Genomic DNA, 24,181 nt, shown 5'->3' with positions numbered 1-24,181 from the left:
GGCCCCGCTCGGTGCGGCGCCCCGCGTTCCCCGGCCAAGCGACGGCGCAGCCGGAGCGCCGAGCCGGGGTCCAGCGCAGGACTCCTGCGCAGCAGGCTTCGCTGTTTGCCGTCGTCCCCACAAAGACCGCCTTCGGCGGCACTTTTGCGCTGGGTCCCGGCTCTCCTCCCGCGCGGCGGCGCCGCGCTCCCGTCGGCCGGGACACGTCCGGCGCGAAAGGCGGACCCCATGAGCCTTCTCTTCACCGTGGCGAACGGCGTCGCCGTCATCACCCTCGACCGGCCGCAGGTGCACAACGCCTTCGACGACGCGCTCATCGCCGCGCTGACCCGCGCCTATGAGCGGGCGATCGACGATCCGGCGGTCACCGCCATCCTGCTGCGCGCCAGCGGCAAGAACTTCTGCGCCGGCGCCGACCTCAACTGGATGAAGCGCATGGCGGGCTATTCCCGCCACGAGAACCTCGCCGACGCCATGGCGCTCGGCCGGCTCATGTACATCATCGACACCGCGCCGAAGCCGACGCTGGTGCGCGTCCAGGGCCTGGCCTTCGCCGGTGCCACCGGCCTCATCGCCGCCAGCGACATCGCGGTGTGCGCGAGCGACAGCGAATTCGCGATCACCGAGGTGCGGCTCGGCATCATCCCAGCCGTCATCAGCCCCTATCTGGTGCGCGCCATGGGGGCGCGCCAGGCGCGGCGCTATTTTCTCACTGCCGAGCGCTTCTCCGCCGAGACCGCGCGCGACCTCGGTCTGGTGCACGAGGTGGTGCCCGCCGAGGAGCTGGACGACGCCATAGAGCGCCACCTGAAGGCGCTGCGCGCCGGCAGCCCGGCCGCCATCGCCGCCGTCAAGGAACTGGTCGCGGCCGTCGACGGGCCGGTCGATCTCACCATGGTCCAGGACACCGCCCGGCGCATCGCCGCCCAGCGCGCCAGCGCCGACGGGAGGGAGGGCATCGCCGCCTTCCTGGAGAAGCGCAAGCCCAAATGGGGAACGCCATGAACAGGCCCGCCAATCGGCCCATCCGCACCCTCCTGGTGGCGAACCGCGGCGAGATCGCCGTGCGCGTCATGCGCACCGCGAAGAACATGGGGCTGCGCACCGTCGCGGTCTATTCGCAGGCCGACGCCAATGCGCTGCACGTGGCGGTGGCCGACGAGGCCTATCCCATCGGCCCGGCGCCGGCGCGCGAGAGCTACCTGAAGATCGACGCCATCCTGGAGGCGGCGCGCCGCAGCGGGGCGGATGCGATCCATCCCGGCTACGGCTTCCTGTCGGAGAATGCCGACTTCGCCGAGGCCTGCGAGAAAGCCGGCATCGTCTTCGTCGGCCCGCCGGCCTCGGCGATCCGCGCCATGGGCTCGAAGAGCGCCGCCAAGGCTTTGATGGAGACCGCCGGCGTGCCGCTGGTGCCGGGCTATCACGGGGCGGACCAGGACGAGGCGCTGCTCGCCCGCGAAGCGGCGCGCATCGGCTATCCGGTGCTCATCAAGGCGTCCGCCGGCGGCGGCGGCAAGGGCATGAAGGTGGTGGAGGCCGCGGCCGCCTTCACTGAGGCCCTCGCCTCCGCCAAGCGCGAGGCGAAGAGCGCGTTCGGCGACGACCGGGTGCTGATCGAGAAGTATCTCACCCGCCCGCGCCACATCGAGGTGCAGGTGTTCGCCGACAGCCACGGCGAGGGCGTCTATCTCTACGAGCGCGACTGCTCGATCCAGCGCCGCCACCAGAAGGTGGTCGAGGAGGCCCCCGCCCCCGGCATGACCGCAGAGCGCCGCGCCGAGATGGGCCGCGCCGCGGTGGAGGCCGCCAAGGCGGTCGGCTATGTGGGCGCCGGCACGGTGGAATTCATCGCCGAGGGCGACGGCTTCTACTTCATGGAGATGAACACCCGCCTCCAGGTGGAGCATCCGGTGACCGAGGCGATCACCGGCCAGGACCTGGTCGAGTGGCAGATCCGCGTCGCCGAGGGCGAGAAGCTGCCGCTCTCCCAGGGCGAGATCCCGCTCAGGGGCCACGCCATCGAGGTGCGGCTCTATGCCGAGGACCCGCAGAAGGACTTCCTGCCCCAGGTGGGCCGGCTGGAGCATCTGGCCCTGCCGTTCGCCGCGCCGGGCGCGCGGGTGGATACCGGCGTGCGCGCCGGCGATACGGTCTCGGTGCACTACGATCCGATGATCGCCAAGATCATCGCCGCCGGCGCCGACCGCGCCGAGGCGATCGCGCGGCTGGAGACGGCGCTCGCCATGACCGAGGTGGTGGGCCTGTCCACCAATCGCGCGTTCCTGAAGGCCATCGCCTCCCATCCCGCCTTCGCGGCGGCCGACCTCGACACCTCCTTCATCGCCCGCCACCAGGCCGACCTTCTGCCGCCTCCGGCGCCGGTGGACGACGCCGTGGTGGCGCTCGCCGCCCTGTTCGTGCTGAAGGAGGAGGCGCGCCAGTCGGCCGAGGCTGTGGACGGCGCAGACCCGTTCTCGCCCTGGGGCCGCGCGCCGGGCTGGCGGCTCAACCGCGACGCCCATGTGGACCTGACCTTCGCCGACCGGGAACGGCGCATCGCGGTGCGCGCGCACTTCCGCCCGGCGGGCTTCGTGCTGGACCTGCCCGGCGGCCCCATGACCGTGGAAGGCGAGGCGAACGGAGAGGGCGCCATCCGCGCCCGGCTCGACGGGGTCGCGCTGTCCGCCCGCGTGGTGCGCTCGGGCGCCCATCTCACGGTGTTCGTGCGCGGCGGGGAATATGGCGTCGAGTTCGTCGACCCGCGCCTTGCCTCGCAGGCCGCCACCGGCACCGCCGGCCGCCTCGTCGCGCCCATGCCGGGCACCATCATCCGCATCGCCGTCAGCGAGGGCGAGGAGGTGGCGAAGGGCGCCGCTCTGGTGGTGGTGGAGGCCATGAAGATGGAGCACACCGTCGCCGCCCCGCGCGACGGCCGCGTCAAGGCGCTCAAGTTCGCCGTGGGCGACCTGGTGGACGAGGGCGCCGAGCTGCTGGTTCTGGAGGATATGTGATGGCTAGCCCCGCCGCCGTGCGCATCGTCGAGGTCGGCCCGCGCGACGGGCTGCAGAACGAGCCGGGGACGGTGCCGCTCCTGGCCAAGGTGGCGCTTATCGAAGCCCTCGCCGAAGCCGGCCTCAAGGACATCGAGGCGGGCTCGTTCGTGTCGCCCAAATGGGTGCCGCAGATGGCGGATACCATCGAGGTGCTGGCGGCGCTGAAGCGCCGGCCCGGCGTGCGCTACAGCGTGCTGACCCCCAATCTGAAGGGCTTGGAGCAGGCGCTGGCGGCGGGGATCGAGGAGGTGGCCGTGTTCGCCGCCGCCTCGGAGGCTTTCAGCCAGAAGAACATCAACTGCACCATCGCCGAAAGCCTGGAGCGCTTCGTGCCCGTGCTCGACATCGCCCGCGCCAACGGCGTCGCCGTGCGCGGCTATGTGAGCTGCGTGCTGGGCTGTCCCTATCAGGGCGAGGTGCCGGTGGCGAAGGTGGTGGAGGTGTCGCAGGCGCTGGTCGCCATGGGCTGCTACGAGGTCTCGCTCGGCGACACCATCGGCGTCGGCACGCCCGGCAAGGCGAAGGCCATGGCGAAGGCGGTGGCCGACCAGATCGGGCTCCAGCGCACCGCGCTGCACTTCCACGACACCTACGGCCAGGCGCTCGCCAACGTGCTCGCCTGCCTCGATCTCGGCATCGCCTCGCTCGACAGCGCGGTCGCCGGCCTCGGCGGCTGCCCCTATGCCAAGGGCGCCTCCGGCAACCTCGCCACCGAGGACCTGGTCTACATGCTCGACGGGCTCGGCGTGGCAACCGGTGTCGACCTCGACCGGCTCGCCGCGGCGGGCCGCGCGATCACAGGCGCGCTGGGCCGGCCTTCGGCGTCCAAGGCCGCGCGCGCTCTGGCGGCCAAGGCTGGATAGCGCGGCGGGCGGCGGCCCTCCCGCCGGTACCGCCCCGGCGCGGTGCGGCCAGCCATAGGCATTGACGCTCGGGCCCTTTCAGGATCGGATCACGGCACCGCTTCGTCGGTCGGCAGGGGCGGTGCGGGCGCGCGCTCGCGCAGCGTCGCGCCCACGAGCATTGCCTGCTGCGCCGCGCGCGGCGCGGGGCGGAAATAATCCGGCCGGTGGAGCGTCCATGGACCGCGCACCGATCGCCATTCTTCCGCGCCGCCAGCGAGGCGGGATCACCTGGCCGCTGCCCACCCTCATCGCCGTCGTGGTGGTCGGCGCCATGCTCGCGCTTGGCGCCCTGCTCATGTGGCAGGGCTGGCACGTGGCCCGCACCGCGCTGCTCCAGTCCGCGCAGGAAAGCACCCAGGCCATGGGGCGGCTGGTGGACGAGAAGGTGCGCCGCCTGATGGCGCCGGCCTCGGCGAGCCTGAACTATCTCGTCAGCGATCCGGTCATGTTCGCGTTCGACCCGGGCGAGCGGCTGGAGCGGGCCGGCACCTTCGTCCAGATCCTGGAGAGCATCCCATTTTTGTCGGCGGCCTATGTGGGCTATGCGAACGGCGAGTTCATCCTGGTGCGGCCGCTGCGGTCCGACGCCGTGCGCGCCAGTCTCGAAGCTCCTTCGGATGCGGCCTATCTCGTGCAGAGTATCGAGCACGATGTGCGCGGCCGAAAGCGGACCGTCTGGCATTTCCTGAATGCCGAGCGCAGGCAGCTTCTGGCCCGCACCATTCCCGACACCGGCTTCGACCCGCGCCGGCGGCCCTGGTACATCGACGCCGACCAATCGCCGGGCGAGAGCCTCACGGCGCCCTACATTTTCTTCACCACGCAGAATATCGGCGTCACGCTGAGCCTCGCCTCGCGCGACGGGCAGGCGGTGGCTGGCCTCGACGTCGATCTCACGGACCTCGGGGAGGAGCTGAAGGCGCTGCGCCTGACGCCCAATTCGGAGATCGCCATCGTCGGCGCGGACGGCAACGCCTACGCCTATACCGATCTTGAGCGCGCCTATCGGCGGGTCGGCGACAGCGTGCGGCTGAGCAGGCTCGCCGAGCTCGGCGTTCCCGCCCTCACCGCGCTCGGCGCGGCCAATGCGGGGCCCAACCAGCCGGTGAGCCTGGACGTGGACGGCAAGCCCTGGTTCGGCATCGCCATGCCGCTCGCAGCGTTTCCGGTGGGCCAGCTGAAGCTGCTCATGGCCACCCCCGACAGTGACCTTCTGGCAGCCATCCGCGCGGGGCTCATCCGGCAGGCCTGGCTGACGGCCGGCATCGCCTTGGTGCTGCTGGTGCTGGGCTGGCTGGTGGGCCACCGGCTGGGGCGCGACCTGACGGTGCTCGCAAGGCAGGCGCAGCGGCTCTCCCGCTTCGACTTCCGCCGGCCGGAGGTGCGCGGATCGATGATCCGCGAGATCCGCCAGCTTGAGGACGTGCTCGGCGAGGTCTGCACCACGATCCAGAACTTCCTCGGCACCACCGAGACCATCGGCAAGGAGCCGGGCCTCGACAGCATGCTGGAGAAGGTGCTGCAGCAGACGGTGGCCTCCACCGCCTGCACCCGCGGCGCGGTCTATCTGCTCGATCCGCAGGAGCGCGGGCTGGAGCTGGCGGCGGTGGCCAGGCCCGACCGGCGCGGCGCGCCCGACGCGCCGCTGCCCGAGCACCTGGACGTGGCGGCGCTCGCGCCGGGCGGCGGCGCGCTCGTTCCGCCGCCCGCGGAAATGGGCCAGCTTCTGCTGCCGCTCGCGAGCCGCCAGGCGGCGCCGCTCGGCCTGCTGCTACTGGAGCATCCCCTGGACGTGCCGCATGATGGCGCGGAGTTCCGCGCCTTCGCCGAGCGCCTGTCCGGCGCGCTCTCCTCGGCCATCGAGACGCGGCGGCTGATCGAGGCCCAGCGCAAGCTGCTCGACGGCTTCGTGCGCCTGGTGGCCGACGCGGTGGACGCCAAGAGCCCCTATACCGGCGGCCATTGCCGGCGCGTGCCGGAGCTGGCGACCATGATCGTCGACCGGATGACGCGGGAAACCGACGGTCCGTTCAAGGATTTCCGCCTGAGCGAGGACGAGCGCTACGCGTTCCATCTCGGCGCCTGGCTGCACGATTGCGGCAAGGTGACGAGCCCCGAGCACGTGATCGACAAGGCCACCAAGCTGGAGGCGATCCACAACCGCATCCACGAGGTACGCACCCGGTTCGAGGTGCTGTGGCGGGATGCCGAGATCGCCCACCTTTCCCGCCTCGCCGCCGGCGCGGACCGGGCGCTGTCGGAGGCCGAGCTGGCCGCCGAGCAGGCGGCGCTGAGGGACGACTTCGCCTTCGTCGCCTCCGCCAATATGGGCGGCGAGTTCATGACCGACGAGGCGGTGGCGCGGATCGCCCGCATCGCCGGGCGCACCTGGCTGCGCCATTTCGACGACCGGCTCGGCCTCTCGCGCGAGGAGGAGCGGCGGGTCGCCGGCCTGCCGGCCGCTCCCCTTCCGGCGGTGGAAACGCTGCTCGCCGACCGCCCCTCCGACATCATCATGTGGCCGGGCCGTCTGCCGCCGGTCCGCCGGGACGATCCGGCCAATGTCTACGGCTTCGACATGGCCCTGCCGCCGCACCGGGAGAATCGGGGCGAACTGCACAACCTCTCGATCCGCCGCGGCACGCTCACCGACGAGGAGCGCTTCCTGGTGAACGACCATGTGGTGCAGACCTACGCCATGCTGAAGAGCCTGCCCTGGCCCGGGCACCTTGCGCGCGTGCCGGAGATCGCGGCCACCCATCACGAGCGCATGGACGGGGCCGGCTATCCGCGGCGGCTCGACGCCAGCGCGCTGTCGGTCGAGGAGCGGGTGATGGCGCTCGCCGACGTGTTCGAGGCGCTGACCGCCGCCGACCGTCCCTACAAGCCCGCCAAGCGCCTGTCGGAGGCGCTGCGCATCATGGCATTCATGTGCAAGGAGGGGCACCTCGACCCGCGGGTGTTCGGCTATTTCCTCAGGAGCGGCATCTGGCAGGTCTATGCCGAGCGCTTCCTGCGCCCGGACCAGAGGGACGCGGCCGACGTCGATGCCCTCGCCGCCCTCGCCGGCGTGCCGGCCTGACGCCGAGGACCGGGTTCGGTGCCCCGCCCGTCAGGCGCTGGTGGGCCGCGGCGCGTGCGGCCGGCCGCCGAGCGCCACGTGGATCATCATCAGCTCGCCCACATTCTCGGGCGTCAGCAGGCCGACCAGCCGTCCGGCGCCGTCGAGCACCCCCACGGCCGGGGCCTGCGCCTCGGTGATGAGCTTCAGCGCGGTGTCGAGCTTGGCGCGCGCATCCACGGTCGGCACGTCCGCCTGCATCACCTCGATCACCGGGGTCTGCGGCCCCTGGTCCTTCAAAGCGCGGATCATGGCGTCGCGGGTAAGCACGCCGCGCAGGCGCCCGCCGCCGTCCACCACCGGGAATTCCTTCTGCGTCGAGCGGATCAGCGCCTCGGCGGCGTCGTCCACCGTGGACTGCGGCCCGAGCGTCTCGAAATGGGTGATCATCGCGTCCTGGACCAGGTGGCCGCGCGAGGCCTCCTTGAGCTGCACCTGCCCGGCCTCGCCCGAGGCGGCGAGGAACACGAACACGGCGATCACGATCAGCATGGGATTGCCGAAGATGCCGAGCAGGCCGAGGGCGATGGCCAGCCCCTGGCCGATCGAGGCGGCGAGCGCGGTGGCGCGGGCAAAGCCCATGTTCATGGCGAGCACCGCGCGCAGCACCCGCCCGCCGTCCATGGGAAAGGCGGGGATCAGGTTGAACACCACCAGGAAGATGTTCGCCCCCGCGAGCTTGGCGAGGAGCGAGGTGGCGGGGTCCTCGATCTTGGCGAGGTCGCCGACGTTCACGCTGCCGCCGAGGATGGCGAGCAGCACCAGCGCGATGACCACGTTCACCGCCGGCCCGGCGAGCGCCACCACCAGTTCCTCGGACGGCTTCTCGGGGATGCGCTCCAGATTGGCGATCCCGCCGAACGGCCAGAGCGTGATGTCCGGCGTCTTCACACCGTAGTGGCGCGCCGCCAGCACGTGGCCGAGTTCGTGCAGCAGCACGCACAGGAACAGCAGGGCGACGAAGATCACGCCGTCCCACGCGGCGCCGGCCCCGCCCATGCGGTAATAGGCCGCCCAGATCCACACCAGGAACAGGAGGAAGGTGACGTGGATCCTGATGGCGGTCTCGCCGAACCGGCCGATGGTGAGGGACCAGGGCATGGGCGTCTCCGTCCTCGTGTTGGCAGAAGGCGACGGGCCGGGCGAACCCGTTCGGCCCGTCCGCGGTGCGCTCCGGCGGTCTCCCACTCATAGCGGTTCGCCGCCGCCGCGCAACGCGCCGTTCGGCTGCGGCATATGGTATTAAAGAACCGTCCCGCCGCGCCTCTTGCGCTGCACGCTGCGATATTATATGGTAGTCTTATTATATGGTTGACTTTATATGAACGAACCTCCCCTCGGCTTCATCCTGGTGGACACGGCGCGCCTCTATCGCGCGCGGATCGACTGCGCCTTCGAGCAATCGGGCGTCGGGCTGACCGCGGGCGAGGCGCGCACCCTGGCCTACGTCAATCTCTATCCGGCCCACCGGCAGTCTGCCCTCGCCGTGAAGATGAATGTCGAGCCCATGACCCTGGTGGGCTTCCTTGATCGCCTTGAGGCACTCGGCGCCATCGTGCGGGAAACCGACCCCGCCGACCGCCGGGCCAAGATCGTCCGCCTCACCGAGGCAGCCACCCCCTACCTCGAACGCATCTCGTCCGCCGCCGCCACGGCACGCATCGAAGCGCTGGACGGATTCAGCACCGAAGAACAGGCCACGTTCCGCCGCCTTCTTGAGCGCATGCGCGCCAGCCTGGTGCGCTGCAAGGAGGGGACATGAGCAAGGTCGACCCCCTCACCATGACCAGCTCCGGCGCCGGAACCACGCGGCGCCCCCTGATGTCGGAATCGCGCGTCGCCGTCATCGGCGGACTCATGGTCACAATCGGCCCGGTGAGCCTGACCATGTACACGCCGGCCATGCCGCAGCTGGTGGCCGCGTTCCAGACCGACATCTCGATGGTGAAGCTCACCATCACCGTCTTCTTCCTGGGATTCGCGGTGTCGCAGCTGATCTGCGGCCCGCTCTCCGACGCCTACGGGCGGCGGCCCGTGGCGCTTTCGTTCTTCGGCATCTATCTGGTGGGCGCCTTCGTCGCGATGCTGGCGCAGGACATGAGCTGGCTGCTCGCCGGGCGCGCCTTGCAGGGCGTGGGCTGCGCCGCCGGCATCGCCATCTCCCGCGCCATCGTGCGCGACCAGTTCACCGGCCAGGCCTCGGCGCGGGTGATGAACCATATCGGCACCCTGCTCGCCATCGGACCGGCGCTCTCGCCCACCATCGGCGGCCTGCTGCTCGGCGTGGCGAACTGGCACGTGCTGTTCGTCGCCATGTCGGTGTTCGGCGTCCTGCTGATGGGCCTGATCGTGCTCTGGGTGCCCGAGACCAACCGCTACCCGGACCGCGCCCTCGCCGAACCCCGCCGCATCCTGAAGAGCTACGGCGAGCTCTTGCGCAGCCGGGTGTTTCTGCGCGCCAGCCTGGTGCTCGCCTTCGCGCTCGGCGGGGTCTACACGCTGGCGACGCTGGTGCCCTTCATCCTCATCGACCGGGTCGGCCTGACCCCGACGCAGTTCGGACTGGCGATGATGATCCAGAGCTGTTCGTTCATCGTCGGCACCCTGGTGGCCGGACGGCTGCTGAAGCGCGTCAACGCGCTCAAGCTGGTGCCGTACGGCCTGGTGCTCGCCATGTGCGGCGCCACCGGCCTCAGCATCGGCCCGCAGGTCCTGCCCCTGACCACCGCCACCATCATGGTGCCGATCGGATTCTGGACCTTCGGCATCGCCTTCATCGTGCCCGGCTGCACCACCACGGCGCTGGCGGGCTTCGCCCACATCGCGGGTGCCGCCTCGGCGCTCATGGGCTTCATGCAGATCGGCGGCGGCTCGTTCGGATCGGCGCTCTCGGTGCTTTTCCCCACCCCGCTCTCGGCGCTGGCGACGCTTTTGCCCGCCATGGCCTTCTCCGCCATGGCCACCCACTTCCTGCTGCGCCCGCCGGCCGGGGCGCCGGCGCGGGCGCCGGAGGTGGTGGTGGAGGCGACCGACCTGGAGCTGGCCGCCGACCCGCTGGGCGTGATCGGCGCCGCCGGCGACGAGATCGAGGCCGAGACCTACGCCAAGCGCCGCTGAGGCCGGCAGCGGCCCCTAAGGGGCGCCTCCCGGTATCCGGCTGACCACGGGACTTGCCTCCGCAGGCCACTCCGCGCCGGACGGCGCCGGCGCCCATTGACCTTACGGCTTGGCCGTGGCCACTCTCCCGCCACCTTTTGGGGGAGGACCCGATGACGATTTGGAGAGGAGCCGGATGGGCCGTTGCGCTCGTCCTGGTGGCGCTGGGGAGTGCCGGGGCGGCACGGGCGCAGACGGTCAGCTACGCCGAGGCGGCGGGCCTTCTGAACCAGCATTGCGGCGGCGACATCATGAAGCACTGCCGCGGGCTCAATCTCGGCAACGGCGCCATCCACCAGTGCCTCGCCGGAAATGCGGCCCAGCTCTCGCCGGCCTGCGCCGCGAACCACGAGGGCATCCGGGCGATGACCGAGGCGCGCGCCGCGGCCCAGGCGGCCGTGTTCAAGGTGTGCGACCGCGACCGCGCCGAATACTGCCCCGGCGTCGAAGCGGGCGACGGCAACATCGTCTCCTGCCTGCTGCAGGCCTCCAAGGTGGTCAGCCAGACCTGCACCGCCGCCATCGCCAATGCGGGATATCGCTGATGCGCGCGCTCGCCTCCACCCTCGCCTTCGCCGCCGCCCTCGCCGCGGCCGCGCCCGCCAGCGCGCAGCAATTCACGCCCAATGCGCAGATCGTCCAGGGCCTCCAGGGCGCCGTCCAGGATGTGCCGAACGTGAGCGCGCAGGCCCTGCGCGGCCTCGCCGAGGCGCACATGCAGTATTCCGGACCGCCGCAGGACCGCCCTCCGCTTGCGATCCAGCTCGATCAGCTCGCGCAGATCAACGTCGAGATCGAGTTCGACCTGAATTCGGCGATGGTCAAGCCGTCGTCCTACCGCACGCTCGGCGCCATCGCCGACGCGATGCACAATCCGGAACTGCTCGGCTACAAGTTCCTCGTGGTGGGCAATACCGACACGACCGGCACCCGCGCGGGCAACATGAAGCTCTCGCAGGAGCGGGCCGACGCCGTGGCCACGGCGCTCACCACCACCTTCCGGGTGGACCCGCGCCGCATCCAGGCGGTCGGCCTTGGCGAGGAGAACCTGCAGGACGCGAAGAACCCGACCGCGGCCATCAACCGCCGGGTGCAGATCTTCAATGTGGGGCGGGCGGGCGCTCTGACGCCGCGGTAGCCGTCACCGCAGGGACCGCCTCAGGAACGGCAAAGGCGGACGCATCGCGCGTCCGCCCATGGCCGATCTCGGAACCTGAAGATTTTCGTGCCGAACGAGGCGCGCCGCCTCGGAGACTTCGTCGAAAAGCTATGAGATAGCGTGCACCCGGCCGGCGGCCGCGGCGGCGTGGCGCCGGGATGCGGGCGAGAAGCACCCGCATCCGGACGCGACGGCTTTTGCCGTGGATCAGGCCTTGCCGGACTTGGACGGAGCCTTCGCCGCAGCCTTCGCAGCGGCCGGCTTGGCAGGCGCCTTGGCCTTGGCAGCAGCCTTGGGAGCAGCGGCCTTCGGCGCGGCGGCCTTCGTGGCGGCGGCCTTGGCCGGTGCCTTCGCGGCCGGCTTGGCAGCGGCCTTCGCGGGTGCGGCCTTGGCAGCAGCCGGCTTGGCAGCGGCAGGCTTGGCGGCAGCGGCCTTGGCAGCCTTCGCCGGCGCGGCAGCCTTCGGGGCGGCGGTCTTGGCGGCAGCCGCCTTCGGCGCCTTCTCGGCCTTGGCGGCAGCGGCAGGCTTGGCAGCCGGCTTGGCAGCCGGCTTCGCAGCGGACTTGGCGGCAGGCTTCGCGGCAGGCTTGGCGGCGGTCTTCGCGGGTGCCTTGGCCGCTGCCTTCGGCGCCTTGGCAGCCTTCGGCTTGTCGGCGGTCTGCGTCAGGCACGAGGCCGCGAGCTTCTTGATCTCCTCGTGGGAGATGCCGGCCGGGTCCTTGAGCGCCTTCGCGGCGATCTTGCTCACCTCTGCGCCGGTCGTTTCGGTCTTCGCCATACTTGCCTCCAAAATCAGCCAGCCGGCGAAGAATCAAACCACCGCAACGCGATGCCCGCCAGCGTCCCATAAATCTCGCGGAATAACTGCGAAATGGTTAACGGCGAAATTTTCTATTATAATCAATGTATTGAACTGATTTTCAGTGCGCGGCCATCGGTCGTCGGAGGCCCTGCGTGCCATGAATTCGGCGGCGGGATGTGGCAGCAGCACGCCCACGCAGAGAGTTCTTCCCGTCGTCGCTGTCATCGTCGCGTCGAGGCTTCGTCCTAGCGTCCCCCCGTCGCGATTCGGGCGAGGGGAGCGCCCGGCGGCCGGAAGGAGGCTCCATGACGCTCGCGGGACGTCCGTCCATCCTCTTCTTGTGCCGGGACAATTCCGGCCTCAGCCTGATGGCGGAAGCGATCGCCATCGCCCGCCACGGCCCGGTGCGCGCCTTCAGCGCCGCGGTTGCCGAGACCGCTCCGGTGGACCTCGCGGCGGTGGAGAGCCTGCATCAGGCGGGCATCCCCGCCGACGGCCTGTCCTCCAAGCCGGCGGAATTGTTCGGCCTGACGGGCGCGCCGCGCATCGACGTGGTTGTCGCCATGGTGGACGAGGCGCATCAGGCCCTCGTGCGCCTCGCCTGGAACCGGACCGCGCGCGTCGAGCACTGGACGTTCGACGACGTCTCGCGGCTCGGCGACGTGCACGGGCGCCGCCTCGCCTACCGCCGGCTTCTGCCGCGTCTCAAGGCGGCAGTGCGCGCCGTGGCGGACCGCGCCGCCGGCCTGCCGGTGGCCGCCTGAGAAATCGAGAAGACCGGCCCCGATCGTCGATCCGGGCCGGATCGCGCTTCAGTCGGCGATGCGGCCGCCCAGCTCGTCCTCGATGTGGATGCGGATGATCTCCTCGAACGAGGTCTCCGCGACGAAGCCGAGGGACGACGCCCTCTTGGCGTCGAACTTGCGCGGCCAGCCGGCGACGATGCCTTCGATCACCGGGTCGGGCACGCGCTTGATGCGTGCCACCGCCTTGTCGCCCGCCACCTGGCGCAGCGCCTCGATCTGCTCGCCCACCGTGACGGCGAGCCCCGGCATGGTGAGGTTGCGCCGCGTGCCCACCTGGCGCCCGTCGATGGTCGCGGCGTGCAGCAGGAAGCCCACCGCCGCGCGCGGCGAGGCGTGCCAGTGCATCACGCTCTCGGACACCGGCAGGATCGCCTCCTGCCCCGCCAGCGGCTCGCGGATGATGCCGGAGAAGAAGCCGGAGGCCGCCTTGTTGGGCGCCCCGGGCCGCACGCAGATGGTCGGCAGGCGGATGCCGATGCCGTCGAAGAAGCCGCGCCGGGTATAGTCGGAGAGCAGCAGCTCGCCGATCGCCTTCTGCGTGCCGTAGGAGGTGAGCGGGGTGTGGAAGAACTCGTCCGGGATCGCCTCCGGGAACGGCGCCCCGAATACCGCGATGGAGGAGGTGAAGACGAGGCGCGGCGCATAGCCCTCGATCAGCCGCACCGCATCGAACACATGGCGCGTGCCGTCGAGATTGATGCGGCTGCCCTTCTCGAAATCCGCCTCCGCCTCGCCGGAGACGATGGCGGCGAGATGGAAGATCACGTCCGGCCGCTCCGCCACCAGCGCCGCCGCCGCGCCCGGCACGGAGATGTCGGACACGCGGGCGTCGGTCTCGAAGGGCGCCTGCGGCAGCTTCGGGGGAACCACGTCGTGGGCGGTGAGCCGGGTGATCGCCGTGTCGCCGAGCCGCCCGTCGCGGGCGAGGCGCTCGATCAGCTTGCGGCCCACCATGCCGGCGCCGCCGATGACCAGGATGTGCATGTTCTCAAGTCCTCTCAGTTCACCCAGCCGCCATCGATGATGTGCGCCTGGCCGGTGGTGAAGGCGCTCTCGTCGCTGGCGAGGTAGAGCGCGAGGAAGGCGATCTCCTCGGCGGTGCCGAGCCGGCCCATGGGCTGGCGGCCCACGAAGTCCGCGCGCACCTGATCGACCGTGCGGCCGGTCTGCGCCGCGACGGCGGCAATGCGCTCGTCGAGCGAGGGCGACTGCACGGTGCCGGGGCAGATGGCGTTGACGCGGATGCCCTTGTGGACGAAGTCGGCCGCCACAGCCTTGGTGAGGCCGATCACCGCCGCCTTGGTGGTGCCGTAGGCATAGCGGTTCGGAACGCCGCGGATCGAGGAGGCGGCCGAGGAGATGTTGACGATCGATCCGCCGCCCTTCGCCACCATGGCGGGCAGGAAGGCCGAGATCGTGCGGTGCATGGACTTCACGTTGAGGTCGAAGGAGAAGTCCCAGTCTTTCTCCGTGGTCTCGAAGATGGTGCCCTGGTGCACGTAGCCGGCGCAGTTGGCGAGCACGTCGAGCGAGCCCAACTCGGCGGCGAGCGCGTTGACCGCCTCGGTGGAGAGCACGTTGAGCGCCCGCGCCTCGGCGCCCGCAAGGTCCGCCACCTTGGCCGCGTCGAGGTCGGTGGCGACCACGCGCGCGCCCTCGCGCACGAACGCCTCGGCGATTGCGCGCCCGATGCCCTGTCCCGCCGCCGTCACCAGCGCCGTCTTGCCCTGAAGCCGTCCTGCCATGGCGTTTCCCCGTCGTGTCGTTGCGGCGCCGCCCTCAGAGCGCGGCGCGGATGTCTTCCAGCTTCCGACGCTGGCGGCCGTCGGCGTCGAAATTGCCGGGATCGAGAAAGGCCTCGAACGCGGCCTTCGCCCTGGGCCACTCGGTGTCCAGCATGGCGAACCACGCGGTGTCGCGATTGAGGCCCTTGACGATCATGTGCTGCCGGAAGAGTCCCTCGAAGGTGAACCCGAGCCGCTCCGCCGCCCGCCGGGAGGGAGCGTTCAGCGCGTTGCACTTCCATTCGTAGCGGCGGTAGCCGAGATCCTCGAAGGCGTGCCGCGCCATGAGGTACATGGCCTCCGTCGCTCCCGCGGTGCGCTGGAGCGGCGGGGTGTAGAGGATATTGCCCACCTCGATCACCCGGTGCGCCGGCTCGATGCGCATGAAGGTGGCGTGGCCCACCGCGCGGCCGCCCGCCGCCTCCTCGATGGTGAACAGGAGCGGGTCGGCCTTCTTCGCCGCTTCGGCGTAGGCGGCGGCAAAGGCCGCGTCGTCCGGGAAGGGGGCGGCGAAGAGATAGGCCCACAGGGCCTCCTTCTCCGGTCCGTGGGAGAGGGCGTAGAGGGTTCCGGCATGCCGCGCCACGTCGAATGGCACGAGGCGGACATGGCGGCCCGCCAGGACGGTCGGCTCGGGCCGGCGGGCCGGTCCGCCCGGGACCGGAGCGCCCAGGGGCGTTGCGGAGGTCTCGGCCATCAGCCGGCCCTCCGGGCGGCATCGTCGCGGAAGAAGGCGTTCGCGTCGGCGAACGGCATGGCGGCGCCGAACGGCGCGAAGCTGCCCGCCTGCATCTCCTCAACCGCGGCCCGGAACGCGCCCCAGGCGACGCGGCTCAGCGTGCTGCCGGTGCTGATGCGGCGCACGCCGAGCGCGGCGACATCGTCGACCGTGAAGCCGAGCGCGCCGGGCATCAGAAGGTTCACCGGCACCGGCGCCACCGCCTCGACCACCGCCGAAATGTCCGCGCGGCTGCGCAGACCGGGGGCATAGACGCAGTCCGCGCCTGCACCGATATAGGCCGTGAGCCGCGCGATCACCTCGGCGATGTCCGGCCGGCCGACGAGGTAGCATTCCGCGCGGGCGGTGAGGACGACGTCGGCGCCGGAAGCGTCGATGGCGCGCCGGGCGGCGCGCACCCGCGCCACCGCTTCGTCGCGGGGATAAAGCGGGGCGGCGGCATCGCCCGTCGCATCCTCGATGGAAAGGCCGGCGACGCCCGTCTCGACGCACAATGCGACGCTCTCCGCGACCCCGGCGGGATCGGCGGCGTAGCCGGCCTCGAAGTCGGCATTCACGGGCAGCCGCGTCGCCGCGACCAGCTCGGCGATGTGCGCCAGCATCTCGTCGCGCGCGACGGTGCCGTCCGGCCTGCCCCGCGAGAAGGCATAGCCGGCGCTGGTGGTGGCGAGCGCGGCGAAGCCAGCGGCTTCGAGGAAGCGGGTGGTGCCGATGTCCCACGGATTGGGCAGCACGAAGCAGCCGCTTTCATGCAGCTTGCGGAACGCGCGGCGCTTGTCGGCCGTCGAGGTCATGATCTGGGCTCCCAGCCGCCGCCCGGAAGAACGGCGGCGGGCCGGATACTAGGACGCGCTCCGCCCGGGCGGAACGATCTCTCCGGTATACATGCGCAACGGCGCGCGGGCCGTTCGCACGAGGGGCTGCGCCGCGTCCGCGCCATGGGGTCGCGGCGGGCTCAGTGGTTGTCGCGGGGAACGCCCATGGTCTGGGCCACGCGCTGGTACTTCACCGCCGGCTTCAGCACCATGCCCTCGTCGAACTGCGCCACCATGGAGCGCTGGATCTCCTGCCAGGGGGTCTGGCTCTTGGGCATGGGGAAGCCGCCATGGGCCTGGAGATCGGCGCGCCGCTGGTTGAGCTCCTCCGGCGGAATGAGGATGTCGGCGGTGCACTTGTTGAGGTCGATGCGCACCCGATCGCCGGTCTTCAGCAGCGAAAGGCCGCCGCCCGCCGCCGCTTCCGGCACCGCATTGAGGATAGAGGGCGAGCCCGACGTGCCCGACTGGCGTCCGTCGCCGATGCACGGCAAGGCGTGGACGCCCTTCTTGATGAGCGCCGCCGGCGGCTGCATGTTCACCACCTCCGCACCCCCGGGATAGCCCAGCGGGCCGGTCCCGCGGATGAACAGCAACGTGTGTTCATCGATGCCGAGCGTGGGGTCGTCGATCCGGTGGTGGTAGTCCTCCGGCCCCTCGAACACCACGGCGCGGCCCTCGAAGGCCTCCGGGTCGCTCGGGTTGGACAGGAAACGCTCGCGGAACTCGGGCGAGATCACCGAGGTCTTCATCACCGCATTGTCGAACAGGTTGCCATGCAGCACGATGAAGCCGGCATCCTGCTTCATGGGCGCGTCATAGGCCTTGATGACGTCGCGGTCCCAGGAGAGCTTGCCCTTGCAGTTCTCGCCCATGGAGCGCCCGTTCACGGTGAGCGCGCCCTCGTGGATCTTGCCCTTCTCGATCAGCTCCGCCACCACCGCGGGCACGCCGCCCGCGCGGTGGAATTCCTCGCCGAGATACTCGCCGGCGGGCTGGAGGTTCACCAGCAGCGGGATCTTGTGGCCGACGCTCTGCCAGTCATCGACCGAGAGCGGCACGCCCACGTGGCGGGCGATGGCGTTGAGATGGATGGGGGCGTTGGTGGAGCCGCCGATGGCGGAATTCACGCGGATGGCGTTCTCGAACGCCTCGCGGGTGAGGATGTCGGACGGCTTCAGATCCTCCCACACCATCTCGACGATGCGCTTGCCGGTGTCGTAGGCGATCTGCCCGCGCTCGCGATAGGGCGCGGGGATGGCGGCGCAGCCGGGCAGCGACATGCCCAGCGCCTCGGCCAGCGCATTCATGGTAGAGGCGGTGCCCATGGTGTTGCAGTGGCCAACCGAGGGGGCGGAAGACGCCACCACGTCCATGAACTCGTCATAGTCGATCTCGCCGGCGGCGAAGCGCTCGCGGTTCTTCCACACCACGGTGCCGGAGCCGGTGCGCTCGCCCTTCCACCAGCCGTTCAGCATCGGCCCGCCCGAGAGCACGATGGCCGGGATGTTTACGGTGGCGGCGGCCATGATGCACGCCGGAGTGGTCTTGTCGCAGCCGGTGGTGAGCACCACGCCGTCCAGCGGATAGCCGTAGAGCACCTCGACCAGGCCGAGATAAGCGAGGTTGCGGTCGAGCGCCGCGGTGGGGCGCTTGCCGGTCTCCTGGATCGGATGGACCGGGAACTCGAACGGCACGCCGCCCATGGCCTCGATGCCGGCGCGCACGCGCTTGGCGAGGTCGAGATGGTGGCGGTTGCAGGGGGAGAGGTCGGACCCGGTCTGGGCGATGCCGATGATCGGCTTGCCGGACTGAAGCTCCTCGCGGGTGAGGCCGAAGTTCAGGTAGCGCTCCAGGTAGAGCGCCGTCATGCCCGGATTGTCCGGGTTGTCGAACCACAGCTGACTTCTCAGCTTCAGCCCGTGCTTCTCCGGCTGCTCGCCTTGTCCCGAGCCTCGTCCCGACATGCACCCTCTCCCTTTCGCCCTGACCGGCGTTTTAATCGATTTGATCGGCGGCGATTTATGCGCCGCGTGCCCTTAAAAATCAACGGGATTTCACTCTCGCGCCGCCGTGCAGGCCCTTTGCGCTGCAGCATTCGCGCCCGGCGTGCACCCCCGGCGGACTGCCCGCCGCACACCGGCGGACGGCCCTTGCCTCGCGCGGCGAAGGGTTTATTGCGGAGCGGCAAAGAGTAAGGCCGCCATGTCCGCTACCGCAGGCTCCGTCACCGCCGCCTCCCCCACCTCCGCCGCCGATGCGCGGCTGCGGGGCGTGCGGCTGTCGCGCGGCGGTCGGACGGTGTTCGACGGGCTGGACCTCGATCTGTCCGAGCGCCGCATCGGCCTCGTGGGCGACAACGGCTCCGGCAAGAGCACGCTGCTGCGGCTGCTGAACGGCCTGCTGCTGCCGGATGCCGGCACGGTCGAGGTCTGCGGCCTGGAGACCCGCGCCCACCGGCGCGCGCTGCCCGCCCTCGCCGGCTTCGTGTTCCAGAACGTCGACCACCAGATCATCTTCCCCACCGTGGGCGAGGAGATCGCCTTCGGCCCCCTGGAGCAGGGAATGGGAAAGGCGCAGGCTTATGCCCATGCCGGACGCCTGCTGGCGGCGCACGGCTGCGCCGGCTGGGAAGGCCGCGCGGTGGAGGAACTCTCCGAAGGGCAGAAGCAGTTGGTGTGCATCCTCGCCGCGCTCGCGTCCGGCCCGCGCCTGCTGCTGCTGGACGAGCCCTTCGCCAGCCTTGATCTGCCGACCCGGCTGTTCCTATCGGACCGCCTCGCGGCACTGGACCTCCACGTCATCATGGCGACCCATGACCTGCACCTTCTGGAGGGCTTCGACCGGGTGGTCTGGCTCGACCGGGGCCGCGTCGCCGCCGACGGCGCGCCGGCTACCGTGCTCGCCGCCTATGGCGGCCACGCCCGCGCCAAGGCGGCGGCGCAGGGGAGCCTGCCGTGAGGGGCGGCTACCTTGCCGCCGACACCGCGCTCCACCGGCTGCCGGCCGGCGCGAAGCTCGCCGGGCTGGCTCTCGGCTCGATCGCGCTGCTGCCGCTCCAGGACCCCCGCCTGCTCGCGCTGGCGCTTGCGCTCGTGCTGGTGCCCTATGCGGCGCTGGGCCGGCGCGGGATGGCGCGGCTTACCCAATGGGCGCCGCTGGTGCCGCTGCTCGCCATCATCGGCATCATCCAGGCGCTGGCGGAGACGCCGGCCGCCGCGCTCGCGAGCGTCCTGCGCATCCTCGCCATGGTGCTGATGGCGGACCTGGTGACGCTCTCCACCCGGCTGGACGACATGATGGAGGCGCTCGGCGTTGTGCTGCGGCCGCTCGGCGCGGTCGGGCTCGATCCGCGCCGGCTGGCGCTGGCTGTGGCTTTGGTGCTGCGCTTCGTGCCGGTGCTGGCGGCGAGCTGGCGCGCGCGGGAGGAGGCCTGGCGCGCCAGGAGCCCGCGCCGGCCGCGCCTTGCGGTATTCGCCGCCTTCTTTGCCGGCGCGCTCCGCGGCGCCGACCAGGTGGCCGAGGCGCTGGACGCGCGCGGCTTCTCCTCTCATCGAACCCGCCGGAGGCCATGAGCCATGGAGACCAGGACCCTCGTGCGCATGGCGCTGATGGCTGCGCTGATCGGCGCGCTCGGGCTCGTGCCGCCGCTCTTCCTGCCGCTGGCGGCAGGGGCGCCCATCACCGCGCAGAGCTTGGGGGTGATGCTGGCGGGCCTGCTGCTCGGCGCGCGGGCCGGGGCCGGCGCGGTGGCGCTGTTCTGCTTCGTGGTACTGCTCGGCGCGCCGCTGCTCGCCGGCGGGCGCGGCGGGCTCGGCATCCTGTTCGGGCCGACGGCCGGCTATTTCCTCGGCTACATCGCCGGCGCCTACGTGACCGGGCTTCTCGCGCCGCGCCTGCCGCTCGGCGCGCTCGTCTCGGCCTTCGTGGCGGCGGTGATCGGCGGCATCGGCGTAGTCTATCTCTGCGGCATCCCGGTGCTCGGCGCGGTGGCCGGCATCGGCCTCCAGAAGGCCGCGCTGGCCTCCGCCGTCTTCCTCCCCGGCGATCTCCTGAAGGCGCTGGCGGCGGCGCTGCTGGCGACGACCGTGCTCAAGGGCTGGCGGGCGCCGCCTCCGGCGTGAGGCCTATTGCGGGCTGACGGCCCGGCGCAGCTTGAACGGGGCCATGCCCTCGCGGGCCAGTTCGTCGGCGCGCTCGTTCCCGGGGTGGCCGGCATGGCCCTTCACCCAGTGCCAGCGGATCTCGTGGCGCTTGAGCGCCCCGTCGAGCCGCTCCCACAGGTCCTGGTTCTTCACCGGCTTCTTGTCGGCGGTGCGCCAGCCGTTGCGCTTCCAGCCGTGCATCCACTTGGTGACGCCGTTCTTGAGGTATTCGCTGTCGGTGTGAAGGTCGACCGTGCACGGCTCCTTCAGTGCCTCCAGCGCGGAGATGGCGCCCATCAGCTCCATGCGGTTGTTGGTGGTGAGCGCCTCGCCGCCCGAGAGCGCCTTCTCGTGGGCGCCGAAGCGCAAAAGCGCGCCCCAGCCGCCGGGGCCGGGATTGCCCGAGCAGGCGCCGTCGGTGAAGACCTCCACTTCCTTCTTCATCGGAATGCCGCGCTCACGGGGCGAGGCCATAGTCGCGGGCGCTGTCCACCGCGCGGTGGAAGCGCAGCTTGCGCAGGTATTCCACCGGGTCCTTGGGCCGCACGAGCGCGCCTTCCGGCACGTTCAGCCAGTCCACGAGGCGGGTGAGCAGGAAGCGCAGCGCCGCCCCGCGCGCGAGGCGCGGCAGAGCGGAGGCCTCGTCGGCGCCAAGGGGGCGCAGGCTCTCATAGCCGGCGAGCAACGCCCGGCCCTTGGTGACGTTGTAGGAGGCGTCGGGCTCGAAGCACCACGAGTTCAGGCACACCGCCACGTCATAGGCGAGGAAATCGGTGCAGGCGAAATAGAAGTCGATGATGCCGGAGAGCGCGTCGTCGAGGAAGAAGGCGTTGTCCGGGAACAGGTCCGCATGGATCACCCCCGCCGGCAGGCCGGCGGGCCAGTCGCGTTCCAGGTCGGACAATTCCTCCTCGATGGTAGCCGCAAGGCCGGGCGCCACCTCGTCCGCCCGCCCGCGCGCGCCGCGATAGAGCGGACGCCAGCCAGAGACGGAAAGCGCGTTCGCCCGCCGCATGGAAAAGTCGCGGCCGGCGAGGTGGAGCTGGGCGAGGCCGCGCCCGAGCTCGGCGCAGTGCACGGCGCTGGGCCGGCGCACCGAGACGCCGGGCAGGAAGGTGACGATGGCGGCGGGGCGTCCCGAAAGTTCCCCCAGCATCGCCCCGGAGCGCGCCGCCACAGGCAGCGGGCAGGACAGGCCGCGCTTGGCAAGGTGCTGCATCAGGCCGAGGAAGAACGGCAGGTCCTCGCGCGCCACGCGCTTCTCGTAGAGCGTGAGGATGTAGGTCCCGGCCGTGGTCTGGACCAGGAAGTTCGAGTTCTCCACCCCCTCGGCGATGCCGTGGAAGGAGGTGAGCGTGCCGATGTCGTAGAGGCTCAGGAACGCGGCGATCTGCGCCGCCGAGACGTCGGTATAGACCGCCACGGCCTACTCCGCGGCGCTGGGGCGCAGCGCGCGGGGCAGAGGGAAAAACATGTCCTCCTGCGCCGACGTCACGCTTTCCACGTCCACCGCGAAGCGCTCGGCGAAAGCGTCGATGATCTCCTCCACCAGCACTTCCGGCGCCGAGGCGCCCGCGGTGATGCCGAGGCTCGTGACGGCGCCGAACACCGACCAGTCGATGTCGCTCGCGCGCTGCACCAGCGCCGAGCGGGCGCAGCCCGCGCGCTCGGCCGCCTCCCGCAGGCGCTGGGAATTGGAGGAATTGGGCGCGCCGACCACGATCATGGCGTCCACCTTCGGCGCCACCTTCTTCACCGCCTCCTGGCGGTTGGTGGTGGCGTAGCAGATGTCTTCCTTGTGCGGCTCGGCCATGGCCGGGAAGCGTTCGCGCAGGATGGCGACGATCTCCGCCGTGTCGTCGATCGCGAGCGTGGTCTGGGTGGCGTAGGCGAGATTCTCGGGGTCCGCAGGGGCGATGGCGCGGGCGTCCTCGGCGGTCTCCACCAAAGTGATGGCGCCCTCGGGCAGCTGGCCGATGGTGCCCACCACCTCCGGATGGCCCCGGTGGCCGATCAGCAGGATGTGCCGCCCGCGCTTGAAGTGCACCTGCGCTTCCCGGTGCACCTTCGTCACCAACGGGCAGGTGGCGTCGATGGCGAAGAAGTTGCGATCCGCCGCCTCGGCCGGCACCGACTTCGGAACGCCGTGGGCGGAGAAGATCACCGGCGCCTTGGTGTCCGGCACCTCGCTGAGCTCCTCGACGAACACCGCGCCCTTCTTCTTCAGCCCCTCGACCACGTATTTGTTGTGGACGATCTCGTGCCGCACATAGACCGGCGCGCCGTACAGCTTCAGCGCCTGCTCCACCGCGTCGATGGCGCGCACGACGCCGGCGCAGAAGCCGCGCGGGGCGCACAGGAGGATGCGGAGGGGCGGCTTTGCGTCCATCGAAGGTTCCGTCGGTGGCGGGGCCCGGATCAGCCCGCGCAACGCATCGGAGATGGGATGCTCCCGCGCGGCGTGTCAAGCGCGCAGGCGCCGGGGCGCGGCCATTTTACCATCCGTGAACGCTTCGCGTGCCCGCGGCCGCGTGGGAATTGCAACTGGCGCGCCGTCCGCCTATGTTGTGTGCATCCCGGACATCGCGATTGGTGCCGTGGTCCGCCCCAGGGGAGGGGCGTGCCGCAGAGCCCCCGTATCCCGAGCCCGCGCATCACGAACCCGAACACCGCGCTGAGCGCAAAGACATCCGAGGCCGCCATGTCGACCAACGTTCCGCTGATGCCCAAGGCCACCGCCGTCTGGCTGGTGGACAACACGGCGCTCTCCTTCGAGCAGATCGGCGACTTCTGCAAGCTCCACCCGCTGGAGGTGAAGGGCATCGCCGACGGAGAGGTCGCCCAGGGCATCAAGGGGCTAGACCCCATCTCCACCGGACAGCTCGCGCGCGAGGAGATCGCGCTCGCCGAGAAGGATCCGAACCGCCGCCTCAAGCTGCTGGAATCCAAGGTGCGCCTGCCGGAGCAGAAGAAGCGCCGCGGCCCCCGCTACACCCCGGTCTCGCGCCGCCACGACCGGCCGAACGCCATCCTCTGGCTGCTGCGCAACCACGCCGAGCTGAAGGACGCGCAGATCATCCGCCTGGTGGGCACCACCAAGGCGACGATCCAGTCCATCAAGGAGCGCACCCACTGGAACTCGGCGCAGCTCCAGCCCATGGACCCGGTGACGCTCGGCCTGTGCAGCCAGATCGATCTCGACATGGAGGTCCAGAAGGCCGCCAAGGACCGCCCCACCTCCCCCGCCGAGGAGCGCGGCGCGACGCTGCTGCCCGCCGACGTCACCACCGCCCACGAAGAGGCCGAGGAGCCGCGCGGCAAGGGTCGCGAGTCCCTCGATCTGGAGACCGTGTTCGCCAAGCTCGGCGGCTCCCGGAAGGGCGAGGAGGAAGAGGAGGAGTGAGGCCCCGCGCCCGCGCGGCCGCCCGGCTCCGACCGCAGCGTCGGCATCGGGCTTGCGTGGACGGCCCGCACCCGGCGCACGCCGCCGTTTGGCGGCGATGAAGGCCGGCTTTCCGCCCACACGCACGGGATCACTTCCCCGTTAGACGCTGACACGCGGCAAGCATGAAGCGAAGACCGTGCCGGATCGCGGCAGAATTTCCGGCGTGCGCGGGAAAGACCTCGGCGACGAACCGACGGCCCGTTGGCGAATTGACCAAGACGGCCGATGGGTGAAGACATGCGTCATGTC

At 70.8% G+C, this 24,181-nt stretch carries 23 protein-coding genes; 13 read left to right on the top strand and 10 right to left on the bottom strand.

The features are described from left to right. Positions 1 to 228: 228 nt before the first annotated feature. The 4 genes from D9R14_RS10565 to D9R14_RS10550 all read left to right on the top strand — a co-directional run bounded on the left by D9R14_RS10565 (position 229) and on the right by D9R14_RS10550 (position 7,043). On the top strand, positions 229 to 1,005 hold the full coding sequence (locus D9R14_RS10565) for an enoyl-CoA hydratase/isomerase family protein (protein WP_121623289.1): 777 nt from the start codon (positions 229 to 231) through the stop codon (positions 1,003 to 1,005). Beyond that, complete coding sequence (locus D9R14_RS10560) at positions 1,002 to 3,014, top strand: acetyl/propionyl/methylcrotonyl-CoA carboxylase subunit alpha (protein ID WP_121623382.1); 2,013 nt, start codon at positions 1,002 to 1,004, stop codon at positions 3,012 to 3,014. Before D9R14_RS10565 ends, D9R14_RS10560 begins: the two co-directional genes overlap by 4 nt. After that, positions 3,014 to 3,919 (top strand): hydroxymethylglutaryl-CoA lyase, encoded by a 906-nt coding sequence (locus D9R14_RS10555; RefSeq protein ID WP_121623288.1) that lies wholly within the window; start codon positions 3,014 to 3,016, stop codon positions 3,917 to 3,919. The genes D9R14_RS10560 and D9R14_RS10555 overlap by 1 nt, the downstream gene beginning before the upstream one ends. A gap of 217 nt (positions 3,920 to 4,136) precedes the next feature. Continuing rightward, positions 4,137 to 7,043 (top strand): HD domain-containing phosphohydrolase, encoded by a 2,907-nt coding sequence (locus D9R14_RS10550; protein ID WP_121623287.1) that lies wholly within the window; start codon positions 4,137 to 4,139, stop codon positions 7,041 to 7,043. A gap of 30 nt (positions 7,044 to 7,073) precedes the next feature. Here the strand turns inward: D9R14_RS10550 and D9R14_RS10545 are convergent, their stop codons facing one another. After that, positions 7,074 to 8,183 (bottom strand): site-2 protease family protein, encoded by a 1,110-nt coding sequence (locus D9R14_RS10545; protein ID WP_121623286.1) that lies wholly within the window; start codon positions 8,181 to 8,183, stop codon positions 7,074 to 7,076. A 220-nt stretch (positions 8,184 to 8,403) separates the two neighbouring features. Between D9R14_RS10545 and D9R14_RS10540 the strand changes: the two genes are divergently transcribed. From D9R14_RS10540 to D9R14_RS10525, 4 genes are all read left to right on the top strand, one after another. Then, the gene (locus D9R14_RS10540; RefSeq protein WP_121623285.1) at positions 8,404 to 8,844 is read left to right on the top strand and encodes a MarR family winged helix-turn-helix transcriptional regulator; all 441 of its coding nucleotides are present in this window, start codon (positions 8,404 to 8,406) and stop codon (positions 8,842 to 8,844) included. Then, on the top strand, positions 8,841 to 10,199 hold the full coding sequence (locus tag D9R14_RS10535) for a multidrug effflux MFS transporter (RefSeq protein ID WP_121623284.1): 1,359 nt from the start codon (positions 8,841 to 8,843) through the stop codon (positions 10,197 to 10,199). The genes D9R14_RS10540 and D9R14_RS10535 overlap by 4 nt, the downstream gene beginning before the upstream one ends. 152 nt (positions 10,200 to 10,351) lie before the next feature. Then, positions 10,352 to 10,783: a hypothetical protein gene (locus tag D9R14_RS10530; RefSeq protein ID WP_147453002.1), complete on the top strand. Its 432-nt coding sequence runs from the start codon at positions 10,352 to 10,354 to the stop codon at positions 10,781 to 10,783. Then, positions 10,783 to 11,376, top strand: coding sequence for an OmpA family protein (locus D9R14_RS10525; protein ID WP_121623282.1), 594 nt, complete (start codon positions 10,783 to 10,785; stop codon positions 11,374 to 11,376). The genes D9R14_RS10530 and D9R14_RS10525 overlap by 1 nt, the downstream gene beginning before the upstream one ends. Before the next feature lie 228 nt (positions 11,377 to 11,604). On the opposite strand, the gene D9R14_RS10520 is transcribed toward D9R14_RS10525, so the two are convergent. After that, the gene (locus tag D9R14_RS10520) at positions 11,605 to 12,174 is read right to left on the bottom strand and encodes a hypothetical protein (protein ID WP_184759609.1); all 570 of its coding nucleotides are present in this window, start codon (positions 12,172 to 12,174) and stop codon (positions 11,605 to 11,607) included. Between the two features lie 329 nt (positions 12,175 to 12,503). Between D9R14_RS10520 and D9R14_RS10515 the strand changes: the two genes are divergently transcribed. After that, positions 12,504 to 12,962, top strand: a complete 459-nt coding sequence (locus D9R14_RS10515; RefSeq protein WP_121623281.1) for an arsenate-mycothiol transferase ArsC — start codon at positions 12,504 to 12,506, stop codon at positions 12,960 to 12,962. A 48-nt stretch (positions 12,963 to 13,010) separates the two neighbouring features. Here D9R14_RS10515 and denD read toward each other — a convergent pair whose 3' ends face one another. The 5 genes from denD to D9R14_RS10490 all read right to left on the bottom strand — a co-directional run bounded on the left by denD (position 13,011) and on the right by D9R14_RS10490 (position 18,309). Beyond that, the gene (gene denD, locus D9R14_RS10510; protein WP_121623280.1) at positions 13,011 to 13,988 is read right to left on the bottom strand and encodes a D-erythronate dehydrogenase; all 978 of its coding nucleotides are present in this window, start codon (positions 13,986 to 13,988) and stop codon (positions 13,011 to 13,013) included. A gap of 14 nt (positions 13,989 to 14,002) precedes the next feature. Continuing rightward, complete coding sequence (locus tag D9R14_RS10505; RefSeq protein ID WP_121623279.1) at positions 14,003 to 14,749, bottom strand: SDR family oxidoreductase; 747 nt, start codon at positions 14,747 to 14,749, stop codon at positions 14,003 to 14,005. Between the two features lie 34 nt (positions 14,750 to 14,783). Then, on the bottom strand, positions 14,784 to 15,485 hold the full coding sequence (locus D9R14_RS10500; protein ID WP_121623278.1) for a GNAT family N-acetyltransferase: 702 nt from the start codon (positions 15,483 to 15,485) through the stop codon (positions 14,784 to 14,786). Then, a complete protein-coding gene (locus D9R14_RS10495; protein ID WP_121623277.1) occupies positions 15,485 to 16,321 on the bottom strand; it encodes an isocitrate lyase/PEP mutase family protein in 837 nt (278 codons plus the stop codon). Before D9R14_RS10495 ends, D9R14_RS10500 begins: the two co-directional genes overlap by 1 nt. Before the next feature lie 161 nt (positions 16,322 to 16,482). Next, entirely contained in the window at positions 16,483 to 18,309 is a 1,827-nt protein-coding gene (locus D9R14_RS10490; protein WP_121623276.1) for an IlvD/Edd family dehydratase, read from the bottom strand. 238 nt (positions 18,310 to 18,547) lie between these two features. On the opposite strand from D9R14_RS10490, the gene D9R14_RS10485 reads away from it, so the two are divergent. Genes D9R14_RS10485 through D9R14_RS10475 form a run of 3 tightly spaced genes read left to right on the top strand, consistent with a single transcriptional unit; the run spans position 18,548 to position 20,466 of the window. Continuing rightward, positions 18,548 to 19,303 (top strand): energy-coupling factor ABC transporter ATP-binding protein, encoded by a 756-nt coding sequence (locus D9R14_RS10485; RefSeq protein WP_121623275.1) that lies wholly within the window; start codon positions 18,548 to 18,550, stop codon positions 19,301 to 19,303. After that, entirely contained in the window at positions 19,300 to 19,917 is a 618-nt protein-coding gene (locus D9R14_RS10480; protein ID WP_121623274.1) for an energy-coupling factor transporter transmembrane component T family protein, read from the top strand. The genes D9R14_RS10485 and D9R14_RS10480 overlap by 4 nt, the downstream gene beginning before the upstream one ends. 3 nt (positions 19,918 to 19,920) lie before the next feature. Then, a complete protein-coding gene (locus D9R14_RS10475; RefSeq protein WP_121623273.1) occupies positions 19,921 to 20,466 on the top strand; it encodes a biotin transporter BioY in 546 nt (181 codons plus the stop codon). Between the two features lie 3 nt (positions 20,467 to 20,469). Here D9R14_RS10475 and rnhA read toward each other — a convergent pair whose 3' ends face one another. The 3 genes from rnhA to ispH are packed head-to-tail and all read right to left on the bottom strand — an operon-like array spanning position 20,470 to position 22,876. After that, positions 20,470 to 20,931 carry a ribonuclease HI gene (gene rnhA, locus D9R14_RS10470; protein WP_121623381.1) on the bottom strand — a complete coding sequence of 154 codons (462 nt, stop codon included), beginning with the start codon at positions 20,929 to 20,931 and terminating at the stop codon, positions 20,470 to 20,472. Between the two features lie 13 nt (positions 20,932 to 20,944). Beyond that, positions 20,945 to 21,910: a homoserine kinase gene (locus D9R14_RS10465; RefSeq protein ID WP_121623272.1), complete on the bottom strand. Its 966-nt coding sequence runs from the start codon at positions 21,908 to 21,910 to the stop codon at positions 20,945 to 20,947. A gap of 3 nt (positions 21,911 to 21,913) precedes the next feature. Continuing rightward, on the bottom strand, positions 21,914 to 22,876 hold the full coding sequence (gene ispH, locus D9R14_RS10460; RefSeq protein WP_121623271.1) for a 4-hydroxy-3-methylbut-2-enyl diphosphate reductase: 963 nt from the start codon (positions 22,874 to 22,876) through the stop codon (positions 21,914 to 21,916). Positions 22,877 to 23,188: 312 nt separating this feature from the next. On the opposite strand from ispH, the gene D9R14_RS10455 reads away from it, so the two are divergent. Beyond that, positions 23,189 to 23,890, top strand: a complete 702-nt coding sequence (locus D9R14_RS10455) for a DUF1013 domain-containing protein (RefSeq protein WP_121623270.1) — start codon at positions 23,189 to 23,191, stop codon at positions 23,888 to 23,890. Positions 23,891 to 24,181: the final 291 nt, after the last annotated feature.

The sequence above is a fragment of the Xanthobacter tagetidis genome (assembly GCF_003667445.1).
Classification (GTDB): Bacteria; Pseudomonadota; Alphaproteobacteria; order Rhizobiales; family Xanthobacteraceae; genus Xanthobacter; species Xanthobacter tagetidis.
Note: the sequence above shows the minus strand (reverse complement) of the source record. Positions and strands in the feature narration are given on the sequence as shown.

Bases quoted from the DNA above. Each gene is read 5' to 3' on its own strand.
- D9R14_RS10565 (WP_121623289.1), top strand. From the start codon at position 229: ATGAGCCTTCTCTTCACCGTGGCGAACGGCGTCGCCGTCATCACCCTC.
- D9R14_RS10560 (WP_121623382.1), top strand. From the start codon at position 1,002: ATGAACAGGCCCGCCAATCGGCCCATCCGCACCCTCCTGGTGGCGAAC.
- D9R14_RS10555 (WP_121623288.1), top strand. From the start codon at position 3,014: ATGGCTAGCCCCGCCGCCGTGCGCATCGTCGAGGTCGGCCCGCGCGAC.
- D9R14_RS10550 (WP_121623287.1), top strand. From the start codon at position 4,137: ATGGACCGCGCACCGATCGCCATTCTTCCGCGCCGCCAGCGAGGCGGG.
- D9R14_RS10545 (WP_121623286.1), bottom strand. From the start codon at position 8,183: ATGCCCTGGTCCCTCACCATCGGCCGGTTCGGCGAGACCGCCATCAGG.
- D9R14_RS10540 (WP_121623285.1), top strand. From the start codon at position 8,404: ATGAACGAACCTCCCCTCGGCTTCATCCTGGTGGACACGGCGCGCCTC.
- D9R14_RS10535 (WP_121623284.1), top strand. From the start codon at position 8,841: ATGAGCAAGGTCGACCCCCTCACCATGACCAGCTCCGGCGCCGGAACC.
- D9R14_RS10530 (WP_147453002.1), top strand. From the start codon at position 10,352: ATGACGATTTGGAGAGGAGCCGGATGGGCCGTTGCGCTCGTCCTGGTG.
- D9R14_RS10525 (WP_121623282.1), top strand. From the start codon at position 10,783: ATGCGCGCGCTCGCCTCCACCCTCGCCTTCGCCGCCGCCCTCGCCGCG.
- D9R14_RS10520 (WP_184759609.1), bottom strand. From the start codon at position 12,174: ATGGCGAAGACCGAAACGACCGGCGCAGAGGTGAGCAAGATCGCCGCG.
- D9R14_RS10515 (WP_121623281.1), top strand. From the start codon at position 12,504: ATGACGCTCGCGGGACGTCCGTCCATCCTCTTCTTGTGCCGGGACAAT.
- denD (WP_121623280.1), bottom strand. From the start codon at position 13,988: ATGCACATCCTGGTCATCGGCGGCGCCGGCATGGTGGGCCGCAAGCTG.
- D9R14_RS10505 (WP_121623279.1), bottom strand. From the start codon at position 14,749: ATGGCAGGACGGCTTCAGGGCAAGACGGCGCTGGTGACGGCGGCGGGA.
- D9R14_RS10500 (WP_121623278.1), bottom strand. From the start codon at position 15,485: ATGGCCGAGACCTCCGCAACGCCCCTGGGCGCTCCGGTCCCGGGCGGA.
- D9R14_RS10495 (WP_121623277.1), bottom strand. From the start codon at position 16,321: ATGACCTCGACGGCCGACAAGCGCCGCGCGTTCCGCAAGCTGCATGAA.
- D9R14_RS10490 (WP_121623276.1), bottom strand. From the start codon at position 18,309: ATGTCGGGACGAGGCTCGGGACAAGGCGAGCAGCCGGAGAAGCACGGG.
- D9R14_RS10485 (WP_121623275.1), top strand. From the start codon at position 18,548: ATGTCCGCTACCGCAGGCTCCGTCACCGCCGCCTCCCCCACCTCCGCC.
- D9R14_RS10475 (WP_121623273.1), top strand. From the start codon at position 19,921: ATGGAGACCAGGACCCTCGTGCGCATGGCGCTGATGGCTGCGCTGATC.
- rnhA (WP_121623381.1), bottom strand. From the start codon at position 20,931: ATGAAGAAGGAAGTGGAGGTCTTCACCGACGGCGCCTGCTCGGGCAAT.
- ispH (WP_121623271.1), bottom strand. From the start codon at position 22,876: ATGGACGCAAAGCCGCCCCTCCGCATCCTCCTGTGCGCCCCGCGCGGC.
- D9R14_RS10455 (WP_121623270.1), top strand. From the start codon at position 23,189: ATGTCGACCAACGTTCCGCTGATGCCCAAGGCCACCGCCGTCTGGCTG.